The 26,586-nt window shown below is 59.2% G+C and carries 24 protein-coding genes; 17 read left to right on the plus strand and 7 right to left on the minus strand.

Annotated elements, in window-relative coordinates:
• Positions 1 to 70: 70 nt before the first annotated feature.
• The 14 genes from mreC to ACW4YW_RS05730 all read left to right on the plus strand — a co-directional run bounded on the left by mreC (position 71) and on the right by ACW4YW_RS05730 (position 13,103).
• Complete coding sequence (mreC, locus tag ACW4YW_RS05665) at positions 71 to 1,003, plus strand: rod shape-determining protein MreC (protein WP_457136680.1); 933 nt, start codon at positions 71 to 73, stop codon at positions 1,001 to 1,003.
• Entirely contained in the window at positions 990 to 1,469 is a 480-nt protein-coding gene (mreD, locus tag ACW4YW_RS05670; protein ID WP_457136681.1) for a rod shape-determining protein MreD, read from the plus strand. Before mreC ends, mreD begins: the two co-directional genes overlap by 14 nt.
• 8 nt (positions 1,470 to 1,477) lie before the next feature.
• A complete protein-coding gene (mrdA, locus tag ACW4YW_RS05675) occupies positions 1,478 to 3,415 on the plus strand; it encodes a penicillin-binding protein 2 (RefSeq protein WP_457136682.1) in 1,938 nt (645 codons plus the stop codon).
• Positions 3,405 to 4,499: a rod shape-determining protein RodA gene (gene rodA / locus ACW4YW_RS05680; RefSeq protein WP_457136683.1), complete on the plus strand. Its 1,095-nt coding sequence runs from the start codon at positions 3,405 to 3,407 to the stop codon at positions 4,497 to 4,499. The genes mrdA and rodA overlap by 11 nt, the downstream gene beginning before the upstream one ends.
• A gap of 43 nt (positions 4,500 to 4,542) precedes the next feature.
• Positions 4,543 to 5,475: a septal ring lytic transglycosylase RlpA family protein gene (locus tag ACW4YW_RS05685; RefSeq protein WP_407993287.1), complete on the plus strand. Its 933-nt coding sequence runs from the start codon at positions 4,543 to 4,545 to the stop codon at positions 5,473 to 5,475.
• 50 nt (positions 5,476 to 5,525) lie between these two features.
• The gene (locus tag ACW4YW_RS05690) at positions 5,526 to 6,683 is read left to right on the plus strand and encodes a D-alanyl-D-alanine carboxypeptidase family protein (protein WP_457136684.1); all 1,158 of its coding nucleotides are present in this window, start codon (positions 5,526 to 5,528) and stop codon (positions 6,681 to 6,683) included.
• A gap of 11 nt (positions 6,684 to 6,694) precedes the next feature.
• Positions 6,695 to 7,561, plus strand: a complete 867-nt coding sequence (locus ACW4YW_RS05695; RefSeq protein WP_457136685.1) for a D-amino acid aminotransferase — start codon at positions 6,695 to 6,697, stop codon at positions 7,559 to 7,561.
• 5 nt (positions 7,562 to 7,566) lie between these two features.
• Positions 7,567 to 7,860: an HP0495 family protein gene (locus ACW4YW_RS05700; RefSeq protein ID WP_457136686.1), complete on the plus strand. Its 294-nt coding sequence runs from the start codon at positions 7,567 to 7,569 to the stop codon at positions 7,858 to 7,860.
• Positions 7,861 to 7,881: 21 nt separating this feature from the next.
• A complete protein-coding gene (gene lipB / locus ACW4YW_RS05705; protein ID WP_457136687.1) occupies positions 7,882 to 8,583 on the plus strand; it encodes a lipoyl(octanoyl) transferase LipB in 702 nt (233 codons plus the stop codon).
• A gap of 220 nt (positions 8,584 to 8,803) precedes the next feature.
• Positions 8,804 to 9,781, plus strand: coding sequence for a lipoyl synthase (gene lipA / locus ACW4YW_RS05710; protein ID WP_457136688.1), 978 nt, complete (start codon positions 8,804 to 8,806; stop codon positions 9,779 to 9,781).
• 12 nt (positions 9,782 to 9,793) lie between these two features.
• A complete protein-coding gene (locus ACW4YW_RS05715; protein WP_457136689.1) occupies positions 9,794 to 11,107 on the plus strand; it encodes a hemolysin family protein in 1,314 nt (437 codons plus the stop codon).
• Complete coding sequence (locus tag ACW4YW_RS05720; RefSeq protein WP_457136690.1) at positions 11,097 to 12,365, plus strand: FAD-dependent monooxygenase; 1,269 nt, start codon at positions 11,097 to 11,099, stop codon at positions 12,363 to 12,365. The genes ACW4YW_RS05715 and ACW4YW_RS05720 overlap by 11 nt, the downstream gene beginning before the upstream one ends.
• Before the next feature lie 93 nt (positions 12,366 to 12,458).
• Positions 12,459 to 12,692, plus strand: coding sequence for a type II toxin-antitoxin system Phd/YefM family antitoxin (locus ACW4YW_RS05725; protein WP_309565747.1), 234 nt, complete (start codon positions 12,459 to 12,461; stop codon positions 12,690 to 12,692).
• Between the two features lie 3 nt (positions 12,693 to 12,695).
• Positions 12,696 to 13,103: a PIN domain-containing protein gene (locus ACW4YW_RS05730; RefSeq protein WP_457136691.1), complete on the plus strand. Its 408-nt coding sequence runs from the start codon at positions 12,696 to 12,698 to the stop codon at positions 13,101 to 13,103.
• Between the two features lie 71 nt (positions 13,104 to 13,174).
• Here the strand turns inward: ACW4YW_RS05730 and ACW4YW_RS05735 are convergent, their stop codons facing one another.
• The 3 genes from ACW4YW_RS05735 to ACW4YW_RS05745 form a co-directional block, all read right to left on the minus strand.
• The gene (locus tag ACW4YW_RS05735) at positions 13,175 to 15,652 is read right to left on the minus strand and encodes a TonB-dependent siderophore receptor (RefSeq protein ID WP_457136692.1); all 2,478 of its coding nucleotides are present in this window, start codon (positions 15,650 to 15,652) and stop codon (positions 13,175 to 13,177) included.
• Between the two features lie 116 nt (positions 15,653 to 15,768).
• Entirely contained in the window at positions 15,769 to 16,737 is a 969-nt protein-coding gene (locus ACW4YW_RS05740; RefSeq protein WP_457136693.1) for a FecR domain-containing protein, read from the minus strand.
• Between the two features lie 8 nt (positions 16,738 to 16,745).
• Positions 16,746 to 17,261, minus strand: a complete 516-nt coding sequence (locus tag ACW4YW_RS05745; protein ID WP_457136694.1) for a sigma-70 family RNA polymerase sigma factor — start codon at positions 17,259 to 17,261, stop codon at positions 16,746 to 16,748.
• A 141-nt stretch (positions 17,262 to 17,402) separates the two neighbouring features.
• Between ACW4YW_RS05745 and ACW4YW_RS05750 the strand changes: the two genes are divergently transcribed.
• Positions 17,403 to 18,059 carry a pyridoxamine 5'-phosphate oxidase family protein gene (locus ACW4YW_RS05750; RefSeq protein WP_457136695.1) on the plus strand — a complete coding sequence of 219 codons (657 nt, stop codon included), beginning with the start codon at positions 17,403 to 17,405 and terminating at the stop codon, positions 18,057 to 18,059.
• A 30-nt stretch (positions 18,060 to 18,089) separates the two neighbouring features.
• A complete protein-coding gene (locus ACW4YW_RS05755) occupies positions 18,090 to 18,656 on the plus strand; it encodes an NADPH-dependent FMN reductase (protein ID WP_457136696.1) in 567 nt (188 codons plus the stop codon).
• Here the strand turns inward: ACW4YW_RS05755 and ACW4YW_RS05760 are convergent.
• Complete coding sequence (locus ACW4YW_RS05760) at positions 18,653 to 19,567, minus strand: SdiA-regulated domain-containing protein (protein ID WP_457136697.1); 915 nt, start codon at positions 19,565 to 19,567, stop codon at positions 18,653 to 18,655. The genes ACW4YW_RS05755 and ACW4YW_RS05760 overlap by 4 nt on opposite strands.
• Positions 19,568 to 19,726: 159 nt before the next feature.
• Here ACW4YW_RS05760 and ACW4YW_RS05765 point away from each other — a divergent pair, with 159 nt between their 5' ends.
• Positions 19,727 to 20,188, plus strand: coding sequence for an HIT family protein (locus ACW4YW_RS05765; protein ID WP_457136698.1), 462 nt, complete (start codon positions 19,727 to 19,729; stop codon positions 20,186 to 20,188).
• A 144-nt stretch (positions 20,189 to 20,332) separates the two neighbouring features.
• Here ACW4YW_RS05765 and ACW4YW_RS05770 read toward each other — a convergent pair whose 3' ends face one another.
• Genes ACW4YW_RS05770 through metH form a run of 3 tightly spaced genes read right to left on the minus strand, consistent with a single transcriptional unit; the run spans position 20,333 to position 26,514 of the window.
• Positions 20,333 to 21,283, minus strand: a complete 951-nt coding sequence (locus ACW4YW_RS05770; protein ID WP_457136699.1) for an energy transducer TonB — start codon at positions 21,281 to 21,283, stop codon at positions 20,333 to 20,335.
• Positions 21,283 to 22,665: a UDP-N-acetylmuramate:L-alanyl-gamma-D-glutamyl-meso-diaminopimelate ligase gene (gene mpl, locus ACW4YW_RS05775; RefSeq protein WP_457136700.1), complete on the minus strand. Its 1,383-nt coding sequence runs from the start codon at positions 22,663 to 22,665 to the stop codon at positions 21,283 to 21,285. The genes ACW4YW_RS05770 and mpl overlap by 1 nt, the downstream gene beginning before the upstream one ends.
• Positions 22,666 to 22,725: 60 nt before the next feature.
• Entirely contained in the window at positions 22,726 to 26,514 is a 3,789-nt protein-coding gene (metH, locus tag ACW4YW_RS05780; RefSeq protein WP_457136701.1) for a methionine synthase, read from the minus strand.
• Between the last annotated feature and the right edge of the window lie 72 nt (positions 26,515 to 26,586).

Raw genomic sequence — 26,586 nt, forward strand, 5'->3', positions numbered from 1 at the left:
ATCATCAGGAGCTTCGCAGGTTCCGGAACACCACTAGCACACTAGACCAGACAACCACCACACACCTCTCATGCCACGCGCCTTAGAACACCAACACCACACTGGCTTCTTTGTTCGCGGCCCGAGCCCTACAGCGCGCTTGTTCTTCTTTTCCGTGCTGTCCCTGGTACTGATCGCCACCGACGCACGGCTGAACTACCTGGTCGAAGTCCGCCAGGGATTCATCGCGCTGCTGCACCCGTTGCAGATCATTGCCAACGCTCCGCTCAACCTCGCGCAGGACGTGAGTGCCTACCTGCATACCCAGGCCACGCTCACTGAAGAAAACACGCACCTGCGCCAACAGGCGCTGGAACATGCGGCGGAGCTGCAGCGCTTCAAGGCGCTGACGACTGAAAACGAACGCCTGCGCAGCTTGCTGGGCGCCGCACAGCTTTCCAGCCAGCCGGCACGGCTCGCCGAGATATTGCATATGGGACGCGACCCGTTCAGCCACAAAGTCGTCGTCAACCTGGGCTCTCGGCAGAACATCGTGGCAGGCCAGGCAGCGATTGACGAAGCGGGTGTGGTCGGGCAGGTCACGCGCGTTTACCCTTTCAGCAGCGAAGTGACGCTGATTACCGACAAGGAGCTCTCCGTCCCGGTGCAGGTCGAGCGCAACGGCCTGCGGGCGATCGCATTCGGACAAGGCCGCAATGCGACGGTAGAACTGCCCTCGCTGCCGGCCAATGTCGATATCCGGGTAGGCGACAAGCTGGTCACCTCCGGCATTGACGGCATCTACCCTCCAGGACTTGCCGTCGCGGAAGTCGTCCAAGTGGACACCGATGCCGATTCGCCATTTGCCCACATTATCGGCAAGCCCCTCGCAGGCATCGAACACCATAGGCAGCTCCTGCTGGTCAGCATACCCCAGGCCGAACGCCCGGCGGACAGCAATACCGTGAAGGCCAAGCCTGCCCCCAAAAAAACAACGCCGCCGAAACGCCATGTCAACAACTAGCTTCAAACCTGTATACCTGTCGTTGCTGCTGGCATTGATACTGCAAATCCTGCCATGGTCCGGCAGCCTGCTGACGATACGCCCCGAGTTCCTCCTGGTGACCGTGCTGTACTGGACTCTGCGCGCGCCGCACTTGTGCAACATCGGCACCGCCTGGTTTGCCGGGCTGCTCATGGACCTCATCTCGGGCGGGTTGTTCGGTCAGTTTGCGCTCGCTTACTCCGTCACCTCCTATTTCGCGGTGGCTTACCAGAGGCGCCTGGCTTTGTTCAATATCTGGCAGCAAGCCGGCTACGTCTTCCTGCTGCTGCTGCTCACCCAGGTGATTACCCTGGTGCTCAAGCTGTTCGCAGGCGGGGAACTGCCGGGCTGGCAATATTTTCTGCCCAGCGTCAGCGGCATCCTGCTCTGGCAGTTCGTCAGCTTCTCGCGCCTTCGTATCGATAGCCGATCCAACCAGGCCTGATCCTGCGCATGAGATCCCGCCGCTCAGAACTCAAGAACTACCAGAAGGAGCAGCACGACTTCCGTGCGCGCCTGGCTGCCGGCGCATTGCTGGTCATTACTTGCTTCGGCATCCTCATCGGCCGCTTCGTCTACCTGCAATACGCGAAATACGACCATTACCAGACCATGGCCGAGAACAACCGCATTTCGCTGGTTCCCATCGTGCCCAACCGCGGGCTGATCCTGGACCGGAACGGAGAGGTGCTGGCGCAGAACTCCTTTGTCTATACGCTGGAAATCACGCCGGCCAAGGTCGCCACCAACGTGGAGGAAACCATAGACGAGCTGGCGAAACTGATCGACGTCAGCACTAACGACCGCAAGCGCTTCAAGAAGCTGCGTGCCCAGACCCACAGTTTCGAGAGCGTGCCCATCCGCACGCATCTCAACGAGGACGAGGCCGCCAAAATCGCCGTCAATCGCTTCCGCCTGCCGGGCGTGGAAATCCGCTCGCGCCTGTTCCGCCAATATCCGCAAGGAAAATCAGGCTCCCACATCATCGGCTACATAGGCCGCATCAACGACCGCGACCTGGAGAACCTCAAGGAGTCCGGCGACCTCTCGAACTACAAGGGCTCGGACCATATCGGCAAGAGCGGCCTGGAGCAGTATTACGAGTCGCAGCTGCACGGCATCACCGGCTTTCAGCAAGTGGAAATCGACGCGGGCGGCCATGCCGTGCGCGTGCTCTCCAGCACCCCTCCGGTCCCGGGCAACAACCTGATCCTCTCCGTGGATAGCAAATTGCAGCGCATCGCCGAAGAAGCCTTCGGCGACTACCGCGGCGCCCTGGTGGCGATCGAGCCCAGCACGGGGGAAGTGCTCGCATACGTCAGCCAGCCCGGCTATGACCCCAATCTTTTCGTCGATGGCATCGATAGCGAAAGCTGGAAAGAACTCAACGAATCGCTGGACAAACCCCTGATCAACCGCCCGTTGCGCGGCATTTACCCTCCAGGCTCGACTTTCAAGCCGTTCGTCGCCATGGCCGGGCTCGAAGCGGGAAAGCGCGCTCCTCCTTTCAGCATCAGCGACCCGGGCTTTTTCACATTGCCGGGCAATTCGCACCGCTACCGTGACTGGAAGCCCAGCGGCCATGGCACCGTGGATATCCGCAAGGCGATCGCGGTTTCCTGCGACACGTTCTTTTACGGGCTAGCCATGGAGCTGGGCATAGAAAGGCTCGCTTCGTTCGTTAGCCACTTCGGCTTCGGCAAGCCGTCCGGCATCGACATCAAGGGTGAGCTGGGCGGCTTGCTGCCGACCCCGGAATGGAAAGGCCGGCGCTTCAAGCAGAAATGGTTCCCGGGCGAAACCGTGATTGTCGGCATCGGCCAGGGCTATATGCTCGCGACCCCCATGCAATTGGCGCAGGCAACCGCCATTCTCGCCAACAACGGCAAAGCCATGAAACCGCACCTGGTCGCTGCGATCCAGGAGAGCAAGGGCGGCCATGTACATTCCATTTCGCCCGAAGTCATCGACCAGGTTGCGCTCAACCCGAAAAATATCGAGATCGTGAAACAAGGCATGATGGACGTCACTCTGCCGGGCGGTACCGCGGCGCGGCTGGGAGCCGACAGCCAATACCTCATGGCCTCCAAGACCGGCACTGCCCAGGTGGTCGGGATCAAGCAGAATGAGAAGTACAATGAAAGCAAGATGCACGAGCGACACCTCGACCATGCCTTGTTCATCACTTACGCGCCGGCGGAAGACCCCAAGATCGCGATTGCCGTGATTGTGGAAAACGGCCGCCATGGCGGCTCCACCGCTGGGCCGATCGCGCGGCGCGTGATGGATTACTACTTGCTGGGCAAGGAGCCCCCTTCGGCAAAACCAGCTGTGGAAGATGCCAGTGTTGGCGCGCCCGTCACTCCGGAGGCCCAAAGCCATGATGAGTAAATTGATAAAGCGACTGGTGAAGCACATCGACGGCTTCCTGATGAGCTGCCTGATCGTCACCATCATGCTGGCCCTGTGCGTGCTCTATAGCGCCTCCGGGCAGAGCATGGGCAAGATCAGCAACCAGTTGGTCAACATCACGGTGGCGCTCAGCCTCATGTGGATCGCCGCCAATATCTCGCCCCAGATACTGGAACGTATCGCCTTGCCCGCCTATGTGCTGGGCGTGCTGCTGCTGATCAGCGTCGCGCTGTTCGGCGAGATCAGCCACGGCGCCAGGCGCTGGCTGCATATCGGCGTCGCCAAGATACAGCCTTCGGAACTGATGAAAATCGCCGTACCCATGCTGCTGGCCTGGTATTTTTCCCGCCGAGAATCCGCCGCGACGTTCAAGGACCATGTCTTTGGCGCCATATTGCTAGCCATCCCGGTCGGCCTGATCATGAAGCAGCCAGACCTTGGCACCTCGCTAATGATCGCCGCCTCCGGCTTCTATGTCCTGTTCCTGGCCGGCTTGAGCTGGCGCATCCTGATCGGCGCGGCGGTCAGCGTTGGCGTCATGGCGCCCATTCTCTGGTCGATGCTGCACGATTACCAGCGGCGGCGCATTGAGATCCTCTTCGACCCGTACCAGGACCCCCTGGGGGCAGGCTACCATACCATCCAGGCCAGCATTGCGCTCGGCTCAGGCGGCCTCGCCGGCAAGGGCTGGCTCAACGGCACCCAGTCGCAGCTCGACTTCCTGCCGGAACGCACCACCGACTTCATTTTCGCCGTGTTCGGCGAAGAGTTCGGCCTGCTCGGCAACGTCTTGCTGATCCTGCTGTTCACTGTCATCATCGGCCGCGGCCTCGTGATCGCGGCACAGGCGCAAGGCACGTTCAGCCGCTTGCTGGCAGGCAGCATTACATTGACCTTCTTCACTTATGTGTTTGTTAATATCGGCATGGTCAGCGGCATCCTGCCGGTAGTGGGCGTGCCCTTGCCGCTCATCAGCTACGGCGGCACCTCGCTGGTCACCTTGCTGGTCGGTTTTGGCATACTCATGAGTATCCATACGCATAAGAAGCTTGTTACCTCATAGGAAAGAAAGGAGCGAGTCGGGCCGTCGAAAGCCTGCAGACCTCATGAAACTGATACGCAACCTGATTCCTGGCATGATTGCCCTCACCCTGGTGGCCTGTGGCGGCGGCACCAGCGTCAAACCGGAAGCGGGCAAGCCTGCCCCGACGACACAGCCCGCACCCAAGAAAGGCGGCTACTACCTGGATGACGGCCCTGGCGATAACCCGCCCGCCGACATCGACAGCATTCCGGATGCCAAGCCACGCGCCGAAACGCCGCTGCCGCGCGCCATGCGCCCATATAGCGCGCTGGGCCGCCGCTACACCCCGCTGACGGAACACACCCCTTACAAGCAACGCGGCATCGCCTCATGGTATGGCAAGCGCTACCACGGGCAAAAGACCTCGAGCGGCGAAGTCTACGATATGTACGCCATGACCGGCGCGCATACCATTCTGCCGCTGCCGAGCTACGTACGCGTCACCAACCCGGAGAACGGTCGCTCCGTCATCGTGCGCATCAATGACCGCGGCCCATTCCATGACAACCGGCTGATCGACCTTTCCTACGCTGCAGCCTATAAGCTGCGCCTGGTCGAAAAAGGCAGCGGCATCGTCGATGTAGAGGCGCTGGACGAAAATGGCAGGCCGATCTCAAACCCAGCCGGCGCCACCGTCGAGCAACAGGCAAAGCCCGCCGCTGCGGAGGCAGGCAACGGCAGCCTCACCAACGCCATGAATGAAACCGTCACCAACCAGCCGATCACCGGCGCCTATGTGCAGGTTGGCGCCTTCTCGGTCAAAGCCAACGGCGACCGGCTGGTCGAGACCTTGCAGCAAAACCAGCTCGCGGACAATGTCCAGGTAGAGAATTGGTATAATGCCGGAACTTATCGCGTGCGCCTCGGGCCATACAGCAGCCGCCAGCAGGCCGAGGCAGCGGCGGCAAAAATCAAGCAGACACTCAATACCAACGCGATCGTGGTATACCAGTGAGTTTGTTAGCTGCCGGCTTGAACCCTAAATCATTGAGTTAAAGAGATTCTATGTCCTATCTTTCCATCCGCAAGCCAGCGATCCTCATCGCTGCAGTGACCGCCTTTGTGACCAGCGCTCTGACGGCGCAAGCGGCAGACATCCCCCAACCCCCGGCGCTGGCCGTCAAGTCCTACCAGCTCTATGACTTCAACAGCGAGCGCGTGATTGCGGAACAGGATGGCAGCTCCCGTGTCGAGCCGGCTTCGCTCACCAAGATCATGACGGCCTACCTGGCCTTCAAGGCTATCAAGAACGGCCACCTGACCCTGACGCAGACCCTTCCGGTCAGCGTCAAGGCCTGGAAGGTGGAAGGCTCCAAGATGTTCATCGAGCCCAACAAGCCCGTGACGGTCGACGAATTGCTGCACGGCATGATCATCCAGTCCGGCAACGATGCCTCCATCACGCTGGCCGAAGGCATTGCCGGCTCCGAGGAAGGCTTTGCCGAACTCATGAACAAGGAAGCCACGCGCCTGGGCATGCGCGAGACCCATTACGTCAACGCCACCGGCCTGCCCGACCCGCAGCATTACACCACCGCGCATGACCTGGCCCTGCTCGCGGCCGCGTTGATCCGCGACTTTCCGGACCAATACAAGCGCCTGTACTCCATGAAGGAGTACACCTATAACAAGATCAGCCAGCCTAACCGCAACCGCCTGCTGTGGCTGGACCCTTACGTTGACGGCATGAAGACCGGCCATACCAAGAGCGCGGGCTACTGCCTGGTCACCTCGGCCAAGCGCGGCGACACCCGCATGATCTCAGTCGTGCTCGGCGCCCCGTCCGACTCCGCGCGTGCGACAGAGAGCCAGAAGCTGCTCAACTACGGCTTCCAGTTCTACGAATCCAAGCTGGTGTACAAGCGCGGCGCTGAAGTCAGCAGCCTTAAGGTATGGAAGGGCGCGGAAAATAATGTCGTGGCCACCGTGGCCAAGAACGTCTCCATCACCTTGCCCAAGGGCGAATATGCCCGCGTCAAGGCTAAGGTGGTTAGCCAGCAGCCCTTGGTGGCGCCGGTAAGCGCCGGGCAGCAGGTGGGCACCATCCAGTTCATCCTGGATGACAAGGTCATCGCCGAACACAAACTGGTTGCCGCCAAAGGCGTGGAAGTGGCCGGCATCTTCGGCCGCCTGCTGGACACGATCAAGCTCTGGTTCGAGTAATCCCGCAGCGCATGGATGAAACCGTCTACCTCAACGGCTCATTCCTGCCATTGGCTCAGGCCACGGTCCCGGTGCTGGACCGTGGCTTTATCTTTGGCGATGGCGTGTATGAAGTCGTCCCGGTCTATTCGGGACAACCGTTCCGCCTTGACGAACACCTCGCCCGGCTAGCCCAGAGCCTGGAAGCGATCCGTATCCCCAACCCGCTCGACACGGCCGGATGGCATGATGTCTGCACGCGCCTGGTCGCAGCCAATGCCGGGCTGACCGACCAATCGCTCTATATCCAGGTCACGCGCGGCGTCGCACCGCGCGACCAGGCGTTTCCCCAGCCGGAAGTCAGCCCGACCGTGTTGGCGATGAGCATGCCCCTGGTGACGCCATCGCGCGAACTGGTGGAATCCGGCGTGAGCGCGATCACGGCACTTGATATTCGCTGGCAGCGCTGCAATATAAAAGCCATCTCCCTGCTTGCCAATGTACTGTTGCGGCAGGAAGCCGTGGATCACGGCGTGGCGGAAACCCTGATGCTGCGAGACGGCTATCTCACCGAAGGCAGCAGCAGCAATATCTTTATCGTGAAAGAAGGCATATTGCTGGCCCCGCCCAAGAACCAGTTCATGCTCCCCGGCATCACCTATGACGTGGTGCTGGAGCTTGCGCAGGCAAACGCCATGCCGCTCAAGGTCGGCCCGGTAAGCGAGGCGCAATTGCGCGCGGCGGATGAAATCTGGCTCACCTCATCCACGAAGGAAGTGCTTGCCGTGGTCGCGCTGGACGGCGTAACGGTCAATGACGGCAAGCCCGGCCCGGTATTCAAGCGCATGCATGCGCTGTACCAGGCGTTCAAGAACCAAGTAATGAGGCCCGCGAGGTAAGCAATATGGCAAATGCGCCCAATGACAACAAGCCCGACGATCAGGAAACGCTGATCGAATTCCCCTGCGACTTTCCCATCAAGGTAATGGGCGAGGCCCACGAGGAATTCGCCAACCTGATCCTGGGCGTGATCCAGCAGCACCTGCCGGATTTCGACGCCACGCGCATCGAGATGCGGGCCAGCACCGGCGGCAAATACGTCAGCCTGACTTGCACCGTGCTCGTGCACTCCAAGCCCCAGCTGGATGACATCTACCGCTCGCTCACCTCGCACCCCAAGGTGAAATACGTACTTTGATGACGGCAACAGCGATACCCCATGCAGCATGAGCGCATGAACCGGCCCTTGGTAATCCGTACGCTGGGCCGCACAGATTACCTCGCCACCTGGCAGGCCATGCAGGCCTACACACAGTCCAGGACCGAACACAGCAATGATGAACTCTGGCTCACCGAGCACGCCCCCGTCTATACCCTGGGGCTGAACCGCAAGGCCGTGCGCCCGCCGAGCCGGGATGATATTCCGCTGATCGAGGTCGATAGGGGCGGCAAAATCACCTACCATGGCCCAGGCCAGGTCGTCATCTATGTCTTGCTCGACCTCAAGCGCAGCAGTCTCACTGTCCGCTCGCTGGTCAGCGCGATGGAAGACAGTATCATCGCCCTGCTCGCAGAGCACGGCGTCACGGCAGTGGCGCAGGCCGATGCGCCCGGCGTATACGTCAACGGCGCCAAGATTGCCTCTCTCGGCCTGCGCCTGAAGAACCAGCGCAGCTATCACGGCCTGGCGCTGAATATCGACATGGACCTGGCCCCGTTCCTCGCCATAGACCCTTGCGGCTACAAAGGCCTGCAGGTCACCCAGGCCCGCGACCTGGGAGTAGGCCTGGCACCCGAGGCGGCGGCACAAAAGCTGCTTGATAAATTGACATCACAGTTAGGCTATACTGATTGTCCGGGGTCTGTTCCCGTTTTATTCGAGTCCGCGCCGACACCGGTTTTTGTGCGGAGCAAGGCATGAGGAGAGAAATTTGGTCATTCCAAATGAACGACGAATAACGCAGCGCCGTGCAAAAACCGGTGCCGGCCCTTTAGGGTTGCTGTGGCAAATGGCGCCATGCTGCGTTGCGGGACTTGACAAGGGAATCACCATTGCCTGCGCCCCGCGTCTTGCCTGACACCATTTGCCACAGCAACGCAGACACGAATAAAACGGGAACAGACCCCATCGAGAACACCTTATGACAGAAATTACCGAACGCATCGTCCCGCCGCCGCGCAAGGTCGCGGGCGTAAAGGAAACCAGCGCCGAGAAGATGGCGCGCATCCCGATCAAGATCATTCCCATGCCTGCCATGCGCAAGCCGGAATGGATACGCATGAAAGTGCCGGATAGCGCACGCTTCCAGGAAATCAAACAGGTGCTGCGCGAGAACAACCTGCACACTGTCTGTGAAGAAGCATCGTGCCCCAATATCGGCGAATGCTTCAGCGGCGGCACCGCCACCTTCATGATCCTTGGCGACATCTGCACGCGCCGCTGCCCGTTCTGCGACGTGTCGCACGGCAAACCGCTGCCGCCCGATGCCAACGAACCGGAGAACCTGGGCCGCACCATCGCCCAGATGCGCCTCAAGTATGTCGTCATCACCAGCGTCGACCGCGACGACTTGCGCGACGGCGGCGCCCAGCATTTTGTCGAATGCATCGCATCAGTACGCACCTACTCACCCAATATCAAGGTGGAAATCCTGGTGCCTGACTTCCGCGGTCGCCTCGATCGCGCCATCAATATCCTCAAGGCCGCACCGCCAGACGTCATGAACCACAACCTGGAAACCGTGCCACGACTCTACAAGGAAGCGCGTCCCGGCTCCGATTACCAGAACTCGCTGGACTTGCTCAAGGAGTTCGGCGAACTGCACCCGGAAGTGCCGACCAAGTCCGGCTTGATGCTGGGGCTGGGCGAAACCGACGAGGAAATCCTGGAAGTGATGCGCGACCTGCGCGCGCATAATGTCACCATGCTCACCCTGGGCCAGTATCTGCAGCCTAGCCCGCACCACCTGCCGGTCAAGCGCTTCGTCACGCCGCAGCGCTTTGCCGAATTCGAGCAGCAAGCGCTCGCCATGGGCTTCACCCATGCCGCCTGCGGCCCCATGGTGCGTTCCTCCTACCATGCCGACAACCAGGCACAACAAGCAGGAGTCAGTTTCTAACATTCCACCATCATGGAAAGCAACCTTCTACTCATCCTGCTCGCATTCTTCCTGGTCCTGCTCAACGGCTTCTTCGTGGCGGCCGAGTTCGGGCTGGTCAAACTCCGGCAAACCCGCGTCAAGGCGATTGCCAAGACCCACGGCTGGCGCGGCCGCATCCTCGCCAAAGTTCATGGCCAGCTCGACGCCTACCTGTCCGCCTGCCAGTTGGGCATTACGCTGGCCTCACTCGGCCTGGGCTGGGTTGGCGAACCGGCGTTTGCCCAATTACTGGAGCCCTTGCTGTTCAGCGTTGGCGTCACCGCCCCCGAACTCGTGCACGGCATCTCATTCGTGGTTGCCTTCTTCACCATCTCCTACCTGCATATCGTACTGGGAGAGCTTGCCCCCAAATCCATGGCGATACGCCAGTCGGAAACGGTCGGCCTATGGACGGCCGCCCCCCTGTATGTTTTCTACTGGGTCATGTACCCCGCCATCTGGCTGCTGAATGCCAGCTCCAACTGGATATTGCGGAAATTCGGCCTAAGCACCGGCCATGCCAGCGACGCCCATTATTCGGCCGACGAGCTGAAACTGATCCTGCGCAGCAGCCGTGCCTCGGAAGAGCTCACCAAAGATGAATGGAACATCCTCGCCCATACGCTGGATTTCAGCGACCTGGAAGTCGCCGACCTCATGCGCCCCTTCAACGAGGCCATTTCCCTGTCGGCAAAAAATAGCTTCGAGGAAAACCTGGAAATCATCTCCCAGCACCGCTACAGCCGTTATCCTTTTGTGGAGCAGGACGGCAAGGTCAAGGGCGTCATCCACCTCAAGAGCCTGTTCCTCGCCAAGTTTGAAGAGGACGAATTGCAGGACCTGAGCCGCTTCGTGCACCCAGCGCCATTTGTCTCTCCCGACCTGCCTGCGATAGAGCTGTTCCGCCGCTTTCGCGAAGGCAAGGCCAGCCATTTCGCCATCGTCGGGCGCAAGGGGCAGGAACCCCAGGGCTTCATCACACTGGATAACATGCTGGGGGCATTGGTCGGCGAGATCCGCGACGAGTTCCGCCAGAGCCAGAACGACTGGACCAAGCTCGACGACGGCACGCTGATCGGCAAGGGCAGCCTGCCGATCTTCACGCTGGAACGCGCCCTGGGCATCGAGATCGAGAACGACGACGAAGTCGATTCCGTCGGCGGGCTGGTGCTGTCCAAGCTGGGCTACATCCCCAAGGAGGGCGAGAGCATCGCCTTCGAGCAATTCGACATCGTCGTCAAGAAAATGAACGGCCCGCGCATCATCCTGGTCCGCATCCACCCGAAGCAGAAGCATGATGAGTAATACAGTGGCCGAAGTGAACTACCCGCAAAAAGTCGACCTGTTCATCGTCGGCGGCGGCATGATAGGCAGCGCGCTAGCTGCCAGGCTCGCGCCCAGCGGCATGCGGATCACCCTGCTGGAGAACCATCCGCCCGCCGCTTTTGACGCTTCCAGCACGCCCGATTTGCGCGTATCGGCCTTGAGCCCCGCCTCGATCAGCTTTCTTGAGCAAGCCCAGGCATGGCCGGCTATACAAGCCATGCGTACTGCGCCGTTCAAGCGCATGCAGGTTTGGGAAAACCGCCAGGACCAAGGTACCTTGTTCGATGCCGAGGAAGTCGATGCGCCCTGGCTCGGCCATATCGTCGAGAACAGGCTGGTGCAGCTCGCCTGCCTGGAGGCAATTCAAGGTTACGACAACGTCACTTTATTGTGCCCGGACGAAATCGATCAGATTGCCTATCGGCCCGAAGGCAGCCACATCCGCCTGAAAAGCGACCAGGCCTTCGAGGCAAGACTCCTCATCGGTGCCGACGGCGCCAACTCGCAAGTGCGCAAGGCCGCCGGTATTGCATTGGATAGCCAGCAATACCCCATGCATGCGCTGGTCGCCACCGTCGGCATCCAAGGAGGCGAACGTGACATCACCTGGCAGCGCTTCACCCCCGACGGGCCGCAATCGCTGCTGCCCCTGCCCGGGGACTATGCCTCGCTGGTCTGGTACCACCGCCCAAGCGAAGTGCGCCGGCTGTTGACGCTGGACGACGATGCGCTGCTGGCAGCGTTCCGCCAGCACTTCCCCGCCGCATTGCCTAAGATAACGGGATTGGTGCAACGCGGCAGCTTCCCGCTCGCATGCAGCCATGCACAGGTTTACGCGCGCCAGGGCATCGCGCTGATCGGCGACGCCGCCCATACCATCCATCCGCTTGCAGGCCAGGGCGTGAACCTCGGATTCCAGGATGCTGCCGTGCTCAGCGAAATTCTGCTGCAAGCCTGGCAAGAAGGCGGCGACTTTGCCGCACTGTCCCGCCTGCAAGGCTATGAGCGCCAGCGCAAGCTCGCCAACCTCGTCATGCAGCGCGCCATGGACGCGTTCAGCTATGGCTTCAGCAACAATATCACCCCTTTGCGCGCCTTACGCAATCTCGGGCTCAGGCTTGCCGATCACGACGGCCTGCTCAAGCGGGAAGTCATCCGCTATGCATTGGGATTGAATCCGCAACCTGCTTCCCGCTTGTTTTCCCCTTTGCAGAAACTCATCCAGCGGCATACATAGCATCATGAAATAGCAAGGTTAAAGATGACATGATGCACTCCCACTGATAATATGACCTTATAGTCATAATTAACCAGTCAAATTGGAGGCCTCATGAAAAACATCTCGGTAGTGGAAGCCAAGAGCCGCTTTTCCTCACTGCTCGCAGAAGTCGAAGCCGGTGAGGAAATCGCAGTGACACGACACGGAAAGGTGGTCGCCCGCCTGGTGCCGGATCGGCCGCGCATGGCCGCAGAAGCCTTCCGCGACCTCTGGGCCGACAAGGAAAACGACCTGCAAGCCCCCAGTGACAATCCTGCCGAAGATGTCGCCTCGCTGGATGATTAATGCATGGCTGTCATTTACCTGCTCGATACCAACATCCTGATTGCAGCGCTAAAAGCCCATCCCACGGTTCAGCGGCATCTGGAAAACACGCCGCTTAGCAGCCTGCGGCTTTCCAGCATCGTACTGGGAGAGCTAGAGTTCGGCACGGAAAAAAGCGCTTTCGCCGAACGCAACCACGCCAGGCTGGCCGAACTCACCCATCGCCTGCAGCCAATCGGCGTCGATCACGACACCGCACAACACTATGGCCGTATCCGCGCCCTGCTCGAGCGGCAAGGCACCCCCATCGGCGCCAACGACCTCTGGATCGCCGCCCAGGCCCTTGCGATCGACGCTACGCTGGTCACCGACAACCAGCGCGAATTTCAACGTGTGCCCGGCCTGTTTCTGGAAAACTGGATAGTGGAATGACTAATACAAAAAACCACTGCCGTAGAAAACCGGCAGTGGTCAGATGTAATGTCCAGAGCGTTAACCGAACGTCAGAATTTATACCTTAAGGTCAATAAAACTTTCCGTGGCTCGCCTACATAATTGTTCAAATAGTTGTTCGAGATAAAAGAGTAGTACTCTTTATTGAACAAGTTGTCGGCGTTCATGGATGCCGACCAGTTTTTATCGATTTGGTAACCGACCCGCGCATTCCATACCGCATAACTTCCTTGCACAGGGTTCAGCATGGCATCGCTGTCTGTCTTCTGTGCATTGCGGTAATTGACGCCCAGGCCAACGCGCCATTTATCGAGCGCTCCCGGCAATTGATAGTCAGACCACAGGCGCAGCATATGTCTGGGCGTTTCGTAACTGAACGGCTTGCCGACCAGGCTCTCGTCGCTGTCATCCAGATACTTGTTACGATTGTATGTATAACCGCCACTGACCTGCCAACCGCTTGCCACCAGTCCATGCGCTTCGATCTCGAAACCTTCGCTGCGGACTTTTCCTGCCGAGCGGGAGCAATATGATCCGCCGCATATCATGGGAGCGTCATAGTCTATGACAGCCCGATTCTTCTGATCGACACGGAAAATGGCCAAGGATGCATTCAAGGCGCCATCGAACAACTCGCCCTTGACCCCCGCCTCATAATTGACGCCCGTCATCGGTTGCAGGACTTTAAGCTGGGTATCCAATGCACTTTGCGGCTCGAATATCTCCGTATAACTCGCATACAGCGACCACTGTGGCGTCAGCGCATATACCAGCCCGCCATACGGCGTGACCTCGCCACTCTCTTTCTCGTTGGAACTGGTTACAATCGCGCCATTTACAGGGTTGACGATGGAAGATGCATACTTGTACCAACTTGCACGTCCGCCGACTATCAACGTCATGCGCTCCGTCAAATGACTACGCCAAAGCGCATAGATGCCTTTCTGGGTAGTGTCGGAGCTCAGGTTTCTTGTACGGCTCAATACCCGCGAATCAAGTGTAGAAATAGCCGCCTGATGGTCAAAGACGTTGACCGTCGTATTCGCATATTCATTAAAGACATCACGACGCTCCTGATCTGAATAATTCGCGCCAAGCACCACTTCGTGTGCCATGCCAAACGCCTGCAATTTGCCATTGACATTGGCATTGAACCCTTTGCTCTTGCCGCCGAAATCATACTTAAAACCTGGGGCCGTCATCGAGTTTCCATTCACAGGAATCAACCTGAAATACGAAAGGGCAGTCACGGCATCATATTCCTCATCGGTATAGACCCCGGCCGCCTTCAACGTCCAATCCGCATTGAACCTGTGCTCAAGGTCGAGGAACAACTGCGTTTCCCGACGCGTCGCCTCGCTCCAGTCGGCATCAAGATTGGCTTTTCTGGAAATGGGCAATGTCGTGCCATCGGCATAGCGCGGCAACCCGTAATAGAGGCTGCTATTTCCATTCAAACGCGAGAAAGCGATACCTGCCCCGATCGTAGTATCTGGAGCCACATCAATATCAATGGCGGCATAGGCGTTCAGATTGCGATCCCACACTTTGTCTATAAATGAACCTTTATCCTCATAATCCAGCACGGCACGGCCACGGATACTTCCTGCCTCATTCAGCGCGCCTCCGGCATCGATTCGCGCACCATAATTATCCCAGAAACCCGCACGGCCTTCGGCCATGATCGAAGTTTCAGCCAATCCGCGCTTGCGCACCAAATTAATCGCGCCAGCAGGGCTGCCTGCCCCTTCCAGCAAGCCCTGCGCTCCTCGCAACACTTCAACTCGGTCCAGGTAGACAGAACTTGCCAACAGCAGGTTGCCGTTGGTGTAACTGCGGGACAATGGCACCCCGTCATATTGGATGATGTTGGTTTGAAACCCCCGCGAATAAATATCGCTGCCGCCGCCCGTGCGCTTGACCAATGTCACTCCAGGCGTATTGGCCAATACGTCCGCCAGCGTATCCAGTCGCTGGTCGTCTATTCTCTGCCTCGTCATCACGGTCACTGACTGGGGAATATCTTTCAGCGAATCCACTCCTTTCAGAATGCTTGCGCCTGATGCTGCATAAGAACCTGTACCTTCCGTGACCAGCCTGTCATTCGCTTTTTCACGCCTCGTCTTCACACTCACCTCAGGCAGAATATCCTCACCTTTTGCCTGTGGACTCAATGCTTTGGTCAAGGCATAGCCACCATCACGTTCTTGCCTCGCGGCAAGGCCGCTTCCTTTCAACAAAACATCAAATCCCTGACTGATGGTGTAACTGCCATTGAGGCCTGTCGTCGTTTTTCCTTGGGTTACCACTGGATCAAAAGACAGCAGCACGCCAGCCTGGGTGGCAAACGTGGAAAGCGCCGCGCCCAGAGGGCCGGCTGCGATAGCGTAGGTTTTTGCTTCCGCCGCGGCCGGTTCGGCGGCGTGTGTCATATGCATCGGCATCAACGCGCCTGTTGCAAGGCTGGCCTGCAACAGCAAGGCAATGGTGCGGCGCTTGAATGCATGGGGGTTTTTTTCTTTTGGCATGATGCTCCCTGGATAGTGATTGAACGTCTCTATCTGCTTTGCCAAACGAAAATCGAAAAGTGACAATCGAAAATGAAAATTATTTTGGCGGGCTTGCCCGAACCGGAGATCAGGCTTTATGTTGAGCGAGGTTCCAGCAATACGATGTAGCGGGTGAACATGGTGATATTGACCGGCAGGGTCCTGGCAATGCTGTGCAATACGGCATCGGTATCCTTGACCGGGAAAGAGCCGGAAATCTTCAACTCATGCAATTCAGGGGCCAAGCGCAGCCAGCCTTTGCGGTAGCGTTGCAGTTCTGCGATGAATTGCGGCAAAGGCAGGTTGTCGGCATAGATAAACCCATCGACCCAGCTCGACGCTTGTGGCGACAACGGGCCCAGGGTGATCTGCCCATGGGCAGAAAACAGGCTGGCCATGCCTTCGTTCACGGTATAAGCCTGCCCAGGCGCGGAATGCGGCTCGACCTTGACGGCATGCGCCAGGACGCTGAGCAAGGTACCGCCATCGGTCTGGCGCACGCTGAATTTCGTACCCAAAGCAGTCAGCAGCCCTTCGCTGGTCTGGACGAGAAAAGGCCGGTATGGCCCGGTTTCCTGGCCGGTATCAATCATGATTTCGCCGCTGTGCAGGCGAATCAGGCGCTGCCGGGCATCAAACGCCACGTCCAGTGCGGAATCGGTATTGACGACCAATCGGCTGCCGTCAGCCAACGCCAACGTGCGCTGCTCGCCAATCGCGGTACGGATATCGGCATTCCAGCTTTGCCAAGGCAGTTCGCGATAGGCTTGCCAGCCTGCGCCGCCCACGGCAAGCAGTATGGCAAGCTGCTTGAGCGCCTTGCGGCGCTCCAAGCGCTTTTGCGGGGTCAGGGTCGCCATGCCGAGCTTGCTCGGCACATGCTCGAACTTGCCGGTGATAGACTCCACGCGTTGCCAGGCAGCCTGGTGTTCAGCGCTTTGCTCGCGCCAAGCTTGCCATGCGGCATGGTCGGCTTCGCTGGCCTCGCCCGAACTCAACTGGGCATACCAGGTAATCGCAGCCTGCAAGGCGGCCTGTTCGGTTGGTGGCGGGACAGTGGACATGCAGGCGCCTAAACCGCAGGCATTTCGATGGAAAGGCAGTGAGCCAGGGCAAGCATGATGTACTTACGCACCGAGCTCACCGAGACGTCAAGACGGCGCGCAATGTCGGCATGCGAGGCATCTTCCAGCTGCACCATGAGGAAAGCGATGCGCACCTTGGCAGGCAGGCCGTCCAGCATGGCGTCGATTTCCAAAAGGGTTTCCAGCAGCATGGCCTGCATTTCCGGCGAGGGCGCTTCGCTGGAGGGCGCCTGCGCCAAGGCTTCGAGGTAGCTCTGCTCCAGCTTGCGCCTGCGCAACCGGTTGACCATGAGCCCATGCGCGACGGTAGTAAGGTAGGCACGCGGCTCGCGCAGGTTCTCCAGCTCGCGCTGCAAGGCGATCCGTACGAAGGTGTCCTGCGCCAGGTCTGCCGCCTCGAATACGCAGCCCAGCTTCTTGCGCAGCCAACTTTGCAACCAGCCGTGATGCTCGGTATATAGCGTACCCAGCAGTTGTTGCTGCGAATCCGGGAGCGTTTCCATTTGACCATCAATTAATGAGAATATTTCTCATTTTATATGAGCGCCAATTTATCAGGCAAGGACTCTTGACTCCCGGAAAGAACTATCCTTACCATGCCGCTATACAGGTCAGTAAATACTAAAGTTATGAAGGAGGTGAACATGGGCGAGTTTTACGGAGAGCAGCATAGGCAATGGCAGGAACATTTTGATGGTGCGGCCATGGCGGACCGGGTGCGCGACCTGATCGTGCTGCCCAGTATTCCAGAAGAGCATGCCGCTTTTATCGGCAGCCGCGATTTCTTTTTTCTTTCCACCATAGACCACCGTGGCTTTCCTACCTGTTCCCACAAAGGCGGCCAGCCCGGGTTTGTGAAAATTCTGGATGACACGACATTGGCTTTCCCCAGTCTGGACGGCAACAGCATGTACCTCTCCATGGGCAATCTCTCGCTCAATCCCAGGATCGGGATGTTGTTCATCGACTTTGAAACCCCGCACCGCATCCGCGTGCATGGCACTGCGAGCATTACGCCGGACGACCCATTGCTGGCGGAATACCAGGAGGCCGAACTGGTGGTGAGGGTCAAGATCGAGGAAATCTTCATCAATTGCCCGCGCTATATCCACAAGCACCAGCGCGTGCAAGCCTCCCCTTACGTTCCACAGCCGGGCTGCGTCACGCCGACGCCTCAATGGAAGCGCATCGATGCCGTGCAGGATGTCCTGCAGCCGAAGGATCTCGCAAAGGTGGCTTCCATGGGCGGCACGATTTCCCCTGAGCAATATGGGGAACTCGTGATGAAAGGCAATGCCTGACAGAGAAGCACAACCTCAAGGGAGACTGGTATGGCAAAGCTACTCGGGATTTCCGGCAGTTTACGCAAACAATCATTCAACACGGCGTTGTTGAAGGCGGCCAAAACATTGGCGCCAGAAGGGGCAGAGCTTGAAATTGCCACCTTGCACGGCATACCGCTTTACGACGGCGACCTGGAAGGGCAATCCGGCATTCCGGAAGCCGTGACGGCATTGAAGCAAAAGGTCATCGCCAGCGACGGCGTCATTATTGCCACGCCTGAATACAACGGCAGCATTCCCGGCGTGTTGAAGAACGCGGTCGACTGGCTGTCGCGCCCGCCCGCGGACATTCCCAAGGTATTTCAGGGGCGCGCTTTTGCCGTGGTTGGCGCCACTCCATCGGGCTTCGGCACCATTTTGGCGCAAAATGCCTGGCTGACTGTGCTACGCCAGCTTGGCGTCCAGTACTGGAACGGTGGAAAATTGCTTCTTTCCCGCGCCCATGAGGCGTTTGACGATCAAGGCAACCTGACTGACCAACGCCACAAGGATGAGCTGGGGAAATTCGTCCAGGGCTTTGCGCAATTTGCGGCCCGGGCTAAATCCCCAAGCTAAATCGTAGACTTTTTCCCGGAGCCCGGCTTGAAAACATAAAACAGGTTGGGCTCGCTGATCACGTAAATACGCTTGTCCGGCCCGATGGCCAAGCCTTCAGCCTGCGGCACGCTGCGGGAGAGGCCCTGGAAACCGCGCCACAACGCGAGCGTATCCAGCATTTTGCCTTCGGCATCGTATTCCGCCACCATGCGCGAATCATCGCTTAATAATAGGACATGCCCTGTGCTGGCGTCGTAAGTCACGGCGGACAAATCCCTCAGGCCGCAGGAAGCGGTTTCCTGCAGCTTCTCGATATGGATATCCACCGGCTGGCCAGGCAACGCATCGACGAAGCCATGAATGGCGATCACGCGCTTGGGGGAACGTTCCTTTGCCACCAGCAAGCGCTGGCGCTCCTTGTCCCAGACGATGCCCTCGAACCCCTTGTTGTCATGGGCATACATGGCAAGCGTGAGGGAGGGCGCACCGCTGACATCCAGTTCGTCCACGCCAGCGTGAATGTCGGCAATCACCAAGCTGTGCTTGGCCTCGTTGAGCAGGGCGAAGCGGTTGCCACCGATATGGGCGATACCCTCCATGTCCTTGATGCCCTTGACATGGATTTTACGCAGCACTTCGCCCGTGAGGGATAATTCGACAATCAAGGGTTGCTGGTTGGAAACGGTGAACAGGGTATGGGTTTCGTGGTTATAGCTCAAATCGGAAAGGTCCGACCCGACTCCCGGTATCTCGATCGCCTCATGCTCGACAGTGTAACCCTTGAGGCCCAAGGTATCGTGCTTGGCTTGCTGCGTGCCCCACAAGTGCCACGCAATGGCTTCCAGCCTGAAAGCGTAAGCAACGGCCAGCAATGCAGCCAAGACAATCAACAGCAAGCCCAAACGCTTGCCCGGCAGAAATCTGGACATACTGATTTATAATCCCTGACAATACTTGCAGCCGCCGAGTTGCGGCCAAAACGAATCCAATGCAAGACTGTACACGCGGGCACAAAGTTCCACATTGAATGTCATATCCATACAAACAGTTAGCATTAAACGTGCCATATTGAAGCCTGACAACCCCTCATGACCAGAACAATGTCTTTCCACAAGAACTGTGATCTCTGTACCACCGCAGGCGGCGAAATCCTCTGGCAGGACGAGCTCTGCAGGGTGGTACGCGTGGAAGACCAGGATTATCCGGGGTTTTGCCGCGTCATCCTCAACCGCCACGTCAAGGAAATGAGCGACCTCAGGCCTGCGGACCGCGACCATCTCATGCTGGTCGTGTTTGCAGTGGAAGAAGCCGTGCGTGAAGTCATGCGCCCGGACAAGATCAACCTCGCCAGTCTGGGCAACATGACGCCGCACGTTCACTGGCACGTGATCCCGCGCTACAAGCGCGACCGCCACTTTCCCAACCCGATATGGGGGGAAGCCAAGCGAGAAAGCCTGCCGCAGGCGCTGGACCAAGGCAGTAGCGAAGCATTGAAGAAAGCGATTTCCGTGCGGCTGGACCACGGCGAGCACGTCTTCATGGGCATTTAGAGCGGCTAACAGAACTTTACCGGCGTTGTTGCCCTGCCTTGTCTACTAGCTGTACTGCCTAGGGCAGAGCGCTTAGCCAGATAGATAGGCTACGCCGGATTTGCTTATCCGCTCTTAAGCTCACTCGCTCCCCATGACGCGAGACTACTGAGTTGCCAGGCTGTCTTCCTTGGTGAAGGTCCAGGTGCGGGTAATGCCGATGATGTCGTACTCCTTGCGGATATCCTCGGGAAATGCCGCATAAGGCGCCGCCAGCTCCACGATCCGTTTGGCCGCATCATCGAGTATCTTGTGGCCTGAGCTGCGTGTAACCTGGATCTTGTCTATCGAGCCGTCCGCGCGGATATCGACCGACAGCTGCAACTTGCCGTAAAGCTTTTGCTCCTTGGCCGCCTCGGGATAATTGAGGTTGCCGATTTTCTCCACCTTCTGCCGCCATGCCTCGACATAAGTGGCAAAGCGGTATTCCTGCGTACGCCCGCCCAGTTCCTTGCGCTTGGGACGCTTCTGGTATTCATCCTGCTGCTTGGCGATCTGCGCCTCCAGCCGCGCAATATCCATGCTGCTCGCTACCAGGTCGCGCGCATTGAGGTTTTTGGGAGCATCCTGCTGCTGGCCGTGGTCGGGCGTTGAAGTGGCGGCGCTTTGCGCAGGCGCGGACTCCAGCTTTTTTTGCTCCTTGAGCTGGGTCATGAGCTCCTGCGCCTGGCGTTCCAGCTCCGCCACCTTGTCCTGCTGGGTCTGCTCCTGCTTTTCCTCGCCCGGCCGCGAGGCGGCCGAGGCTTCTACCGCCTGCTTGGGGGCCACCTCGGTTTTCTTTTTCCTCGGCGGCGGCAGGGCAGTCTTCATCTGCCTGTCCTGGTCGGTATTTCCGCCTTTATCGAGGTTGGCCTGCGCCAGGGCATCGGCCTTCTTCGGCTTGGATTCGGTCTTGGCATTGACCAGGACCACCTCCAGCGGCGGGATTTTGTCCTTGAGGAACTTGAGGTTTGGCGCCTCGAAATTGACTGAAAGAATCAGGATGACGTGAAACACGGCCGAAAGCAGCAAGGCCCAGCCGAGGACGCCCATCTCTTTCAGGCCTTGCAGCTTCACTAGGCCAGCCTCTCCAGCAAGCGTTCATGAATACCGCCAAAGCCGCCGTTGCTCATGACCAGGATATGGTCGCCCGGCTGCGCCTCGGCAGCGATCGCCTCGATCAGCACCGGCATGCTGTCGAATGCCGCCGCCTTGTGCTGGATTGGCTGCAGGGCCGCTGCCGCATCCCAGCCCAAATGCTCGCCATAGCAGAACACCAGGTCCGCGTCGGCCAGGCTGCCGGGCAATGCATCCTTCATCACGCCCAGCTTCATGGTGTTCGAACGCGGCTCCAGCACGGCAAGAATGCGCGCCTTGCCGACCTTGTAGCGCAAACCGGCCACCGTAGTGGCGATGGCCGTGGGATGGTGGGCAAAATCGTCGTAAACCGTGATGCCGTTCGCCACGCCCCGCACTTCCATGCGGCGCTTGACGTTCCTAAACTGGGATAACGCCTCTATCCCGGCATCAATAGCGACCCCGGCATGCCGGGCCGCAGCCAGGGCAGCCAGCGCGTTCATGCGGTTATGCTCGCCCAGCAATTGCCATTGCACGCGGCCTTGCGCCTTGCCCTTGAAGCGCACCGTGAATCCGCCTTCCGCGTCCACATCAACCGCCTGCCAATCCGTGCCGAAATATTCCGCCCCCGTCCAGCACCCGCGCTTGATCACGCGCTTGAGGCTGTCCTCCTTGCCATTCGCCACCACCAAGCCATTGCTGGGGACAGTGCGCACCAGGTGATGGAACTGGGTTTCTATCGCATGCAGGTCGGCAAAGATGTCAGCATGGTCGAACTCGAGGTTGTTGAGGATGACCGTGCGCGGACGGTAGTGCACGAACTTGGAGCGCTTGTCGAAAAACGCCGTATCGTATTCATCCGCCTCGATCACGAAAAACGGCGAGATGCTCTTGTCGTCCTGGCGCGGCACGCCGGGCAGCCGCGCGGATACGCCGAAATTCTCAGGCACGCCGCCAATGAGGAAGCCAGGCGCAAGTCCTGCATGCTCCAGTATCCATGCCAGCATGGAAGTGGTCGTTGTCTTGCCGTGCGTACCCGCAACAGCAAGTACCCACTTTGCCTGCTCGCCTTGCCTGGCATAGAGGATATTTTCCGCCAGCCATTGCGGGCCGGAGATGTAGGGCAGCCCGCGGTTGAGGATTTCCTCCATCAATGGGTTGCCGCGCGCCACCACATTGCCCACGACGTAGATATCGGGGTTGAGGGAAACCTGTTCCGGGCCGAAGCCTTCGATCAGCTCTATGCCCTGGGCCTCAAGCTGCGTGCTCATGGGCGGGTAGACATTGGCGTCGCAGCCTGTCACGCGATGCCCGGCAGCCTTCGCCAGCACCGCGATGCCGCCCATGAACGTGCCACAAATACCGAGAATATGGATATGCATAACGCTAAATAAACTTTCGAATCAGGGTTGATTGTAGCAAAGCCGTATGACCAGGGCAGGTCAGGATAAATTTGGCGCCAGCCAGCGCTCCAGGTATTCACGCGGCAACCCGCGCCGCTTGGCCATGTCCAGCAGTTGGTCCTCGCCGATCTTGTCCACGCTGAAATACTTCGATTCCGGGTGGGCGAAATAGAATCCGGAAACCGCGGCGCCCGGCATCATGGCAAACGAATCGGTGAGTTGAATGCCCACTTCCTCGCATTTCATCAGGTTGAACATGTCAGGCTTGACGGTGTGGTCCGGACAGGCGGGATACCCGGGTGCCGGACGGATGCCGCGGTACTGCTCCTTGATCAGCGCCTCGTTGCCCAAGGCTTCCTCGGGCGCATACCCCCACAAGTCCTTGCGCACGCGCTCATGCAGGTATTCGGCAAACGCTTCCGCCAGGCGGTCGGCGAGCGATTTCAGCATGATGCTGCTGTAATCGTCATGCGCAGCCTCGAAACGCTGCTCGTATTTCTCGATGCCCAGCCCGCCCGTCACGGCGAACATGCCGATGTAGTCGGCGATGCCGCTGTCCTTGGGCGCGATAAAGTCGGCCAGGCACTGGTTGGGCCGTTGCTCGCCGTTCACCACCGGCTTCTGGGTCTGCTGGCGCATGCCGTAGTAAGTGAACGCTACCTGGCTGCGGGTATCGTCCGTGTAAATCTCGATGTCGTCCTCATTGACGGTATTGGCCGGCAACAGGGCGATTACGCCGCTGGCCGTGAGCCAGCGACCGTCGATGATCTTCTTGAGCATGGCCTGGCCTTCGGCGAATAATTTGGTCGCCGCTTCTCCCACCACCTCATCCTTGAGGATGGCGGGATAAGGCCCCGCCAGGTCCCAGGTCTGGAAGAATGGGCCCCAGTCGATATATTGGGCGATGGTAGCCAAGTCGATATTCTTGAATACGCGGCGCCCGATGAACTTGGGCTTGACCGGGGCATATTCGCCGGCAAAGCTGAGCCTGGCCTTGTTGGCCCTGGCATCCGCCAAGGTCAGCATCGGCGTACCCTTCTTGTTGGCATGCTGGGTACGCACACGCTCGTAATCCTGTTCCAGCTCGGCGATATAGCTGTCGCGCTGCTCCGGCGTCAGCAAGGATTGCATCACCGAGACCGAACGTGAGGCGTCCGGCACGTAAATCACCGGGCCGTCGTAGTGCGGCGCGATCTTGACCGCGGTATGCGCACGCGAAGTAGTCGCCCCGCCGATCAGCAACGGCATCTTGAGGCCGTGGAAATACGGGTCGCGCTGCATTTCCCGCGCCACGTAGGCCATTTCCTCGAGCGAGGGCGTAATCAGGCCGGAAAGGCCGATGATGTCGGCCCCGGTAGCCTTTGCCTGCTCCAGGATCTCCGCGCAAGGCACCATCACGCCCATGTTGACCACCTCGAAGTTGTTGCACTGCAACACCACCGAGACGATGTTTTTGCCGATATCGTGCACGTCGCCCTTCACGGTGGCGATCACCATCTTGCCCTTGGGCTTGGACACGATGCCCGTGCGCGCTTCCTCGGCACGCTTTTCTTCCTCGATGAACGGCACCAGGTGCGCCACGGCCTGCTTCATGACGCGGGCCGACTTCACCACCTGCGGCAGGAACATCTTGCCCTGGCCGAACAAGTCGCCGACCACGTTCATGCCGTCCATGAGCGGCCCCTCGATCACGTGGATCGGGCGTCCGCCGCCATCCATGACCTTCTGCCGTGCTTCCTCGGTATCCGCGACGATGAATTCGGTAATGCCGTGTACCATGGCGTATTCCAGGCGCTTTTCCACCGTCACCGGGCTATCCGGCGTGCCGCGCCAATCCAGCGTGGCTTCCTGTTTCTTGCCGCCCGCCGCCAGCGTGGCGGCAAACTCGATCATGCGCTCGGTGGCATCCTCGCGGCGGTTGAGCACCACGTCCTCCACGCGCTCGCGCAGCTCGGGGTCGAGGTCGTCGTACACGCCTATCATGCCGGCGTTGACGATGCCCATGGTCATGCCGGCCTGGATGGCATGATAGAGGAACACGGTATGTATCGCTTCCCGCGCGGCCTCGTTGCCGCGGAAACTGAAGCTCACGTTCGATACGCCGCCGGAAATCCGCGCATGGGGCAGATTTTCCTTGATCCAGCGCGTGGCATTGATGAAATCCACCGCATAGTTGTTGTGCTCTTCGATACCGGTCGCCACGGCAAAGATGTTGGGGTCGAAAATAATGTCCTCGGGCGGGAAATCCAGCTTTTCCACCAGCAGGTCGTAAGCGCGTTTGCAAATCTCGACCTTGCGCTCGAAAGTATCGGCCTGCCCGACCTCGTCGAACGCCATGACAATCACCGCTGCGCCGTAGCGGCGGCACAACGCGGCCTGGCGCAGGAACTCGGTCTCGCCCTCCTTCATGGAGATGGAATTGACGATGGACTTGCCCTGCACGCACTTGAGCCCGGCCTCGATCACCGCCCACTTGGACGAGTCGATCATGATGGGCACGCGGGCGATATCGGGCTCGGAAGCCACCAGGTTGAGGAAGTGCGTCATGGCATGGATGGCGTCCAGCATGCCTTCGTCCATGTTGATGTCGATCACCTGCGCGCCGTTTTCCACCTGCTGGCGCGCCACAACCAGCGCCTCCTCGTATTGCTCGTTGAGGATCATGCGCGCAAAGGCCTTAGAGCCGGTAACGTTGGTACGCTCGCCGACATTCACATACAGTGAGTTTTCATCGATCGTGAACGGTTCCAGCCCGGCCAGCCTGGTCGCCACCGGGATTTCCGGGATGCGGCGCGGCGGGATATCCTTGACCGTCTCGGCAATTGCGGCAATATGCGGCGGCGTGGTGCCGCAGCAGCCGCCGGCTATGTTGACAAAGCCGCTCTCGGCGAACTCTTTCAGCAAGGCGGAGGTATCGGCGGGCTTCTCGTCAAAGCCGGTATCCGACATCGGGTTGGGCAGGCCCGCGTTCGGGTAGATACAGACGAAGGTATCCGCGATCTTGCTCAGCTCTTCCGCATAAGGCCGCATCAGGGCGGCGCCCAAGGCGCAGTTCAGGCCTATCGTCAGCGGACGCGCATGGCGCACGGAGTTCCAGAATGCGGGCACCGTCTGGCCGGAAAGAATGCGTCCCGAAGCATCCGTCACGGTGCCGGAAATCATAATCGGCAGGCGCTTGCCGGTTTCCTCGAAATACTGGTCAATCGCGAACAAGGCCGCCTTGCAGTTGAGCGTGTCGAAGATGGTCTCGACCATCAGGATGTCGGCGCCGCCCTCGACCAGGCCGCGGGTCTGCTCATGGTAAGCCGCCACCAGCTGGTCGAAGGTGACGTTGCGCGCTGCCGGATCGTTCACGTCAGGGGAGATGGAGGCGGTCTTGGGCGTCGGGCCCAGCGCGCCCGCCACGAAGCGCGGCTTGTCCGGCGTGGAGTACTTGTCGCATGCCGCACGCGCCAGCTTGGCGGCCTCGACATTCATTTCATAGGCCAGGTGGGCCATGAAATAGTCTTCCTGCGCCACGCTGGTCGCGCCGAAGGTGTTGGTCTCGATAATGTCCGCCCCGGCTGCCAGGTATTGCTCGTGTATCTCCTGGATGATCCGCGGCTGGGTAAAGGTCAGCAACTCATTGTTACCCTTGACGAACAGCTCCCGCTCGCCCTCTGGCGCGGCAAAATCGGCAAAACGCCCTTGCGGGCCGCCGCGGTAATCCTCCTCCGTCAGCTTGTATTGCTGGATCATGGTCCCCATCGCGCCATCGAGAATCATGATGCGCTTGGCGAGAATCTCTCGCAGCAAGACCTCGGTTGGGGACATTTCGTAACGTTTCATGCGGAACCTTAATGCTGGCGAATCGGATAACTGCCAGGTGATTGAATATTCAGGGCGTGATTATAAAACAGG

Source organism: Methylobacillus pratensis (assembly GCF_054072455.1).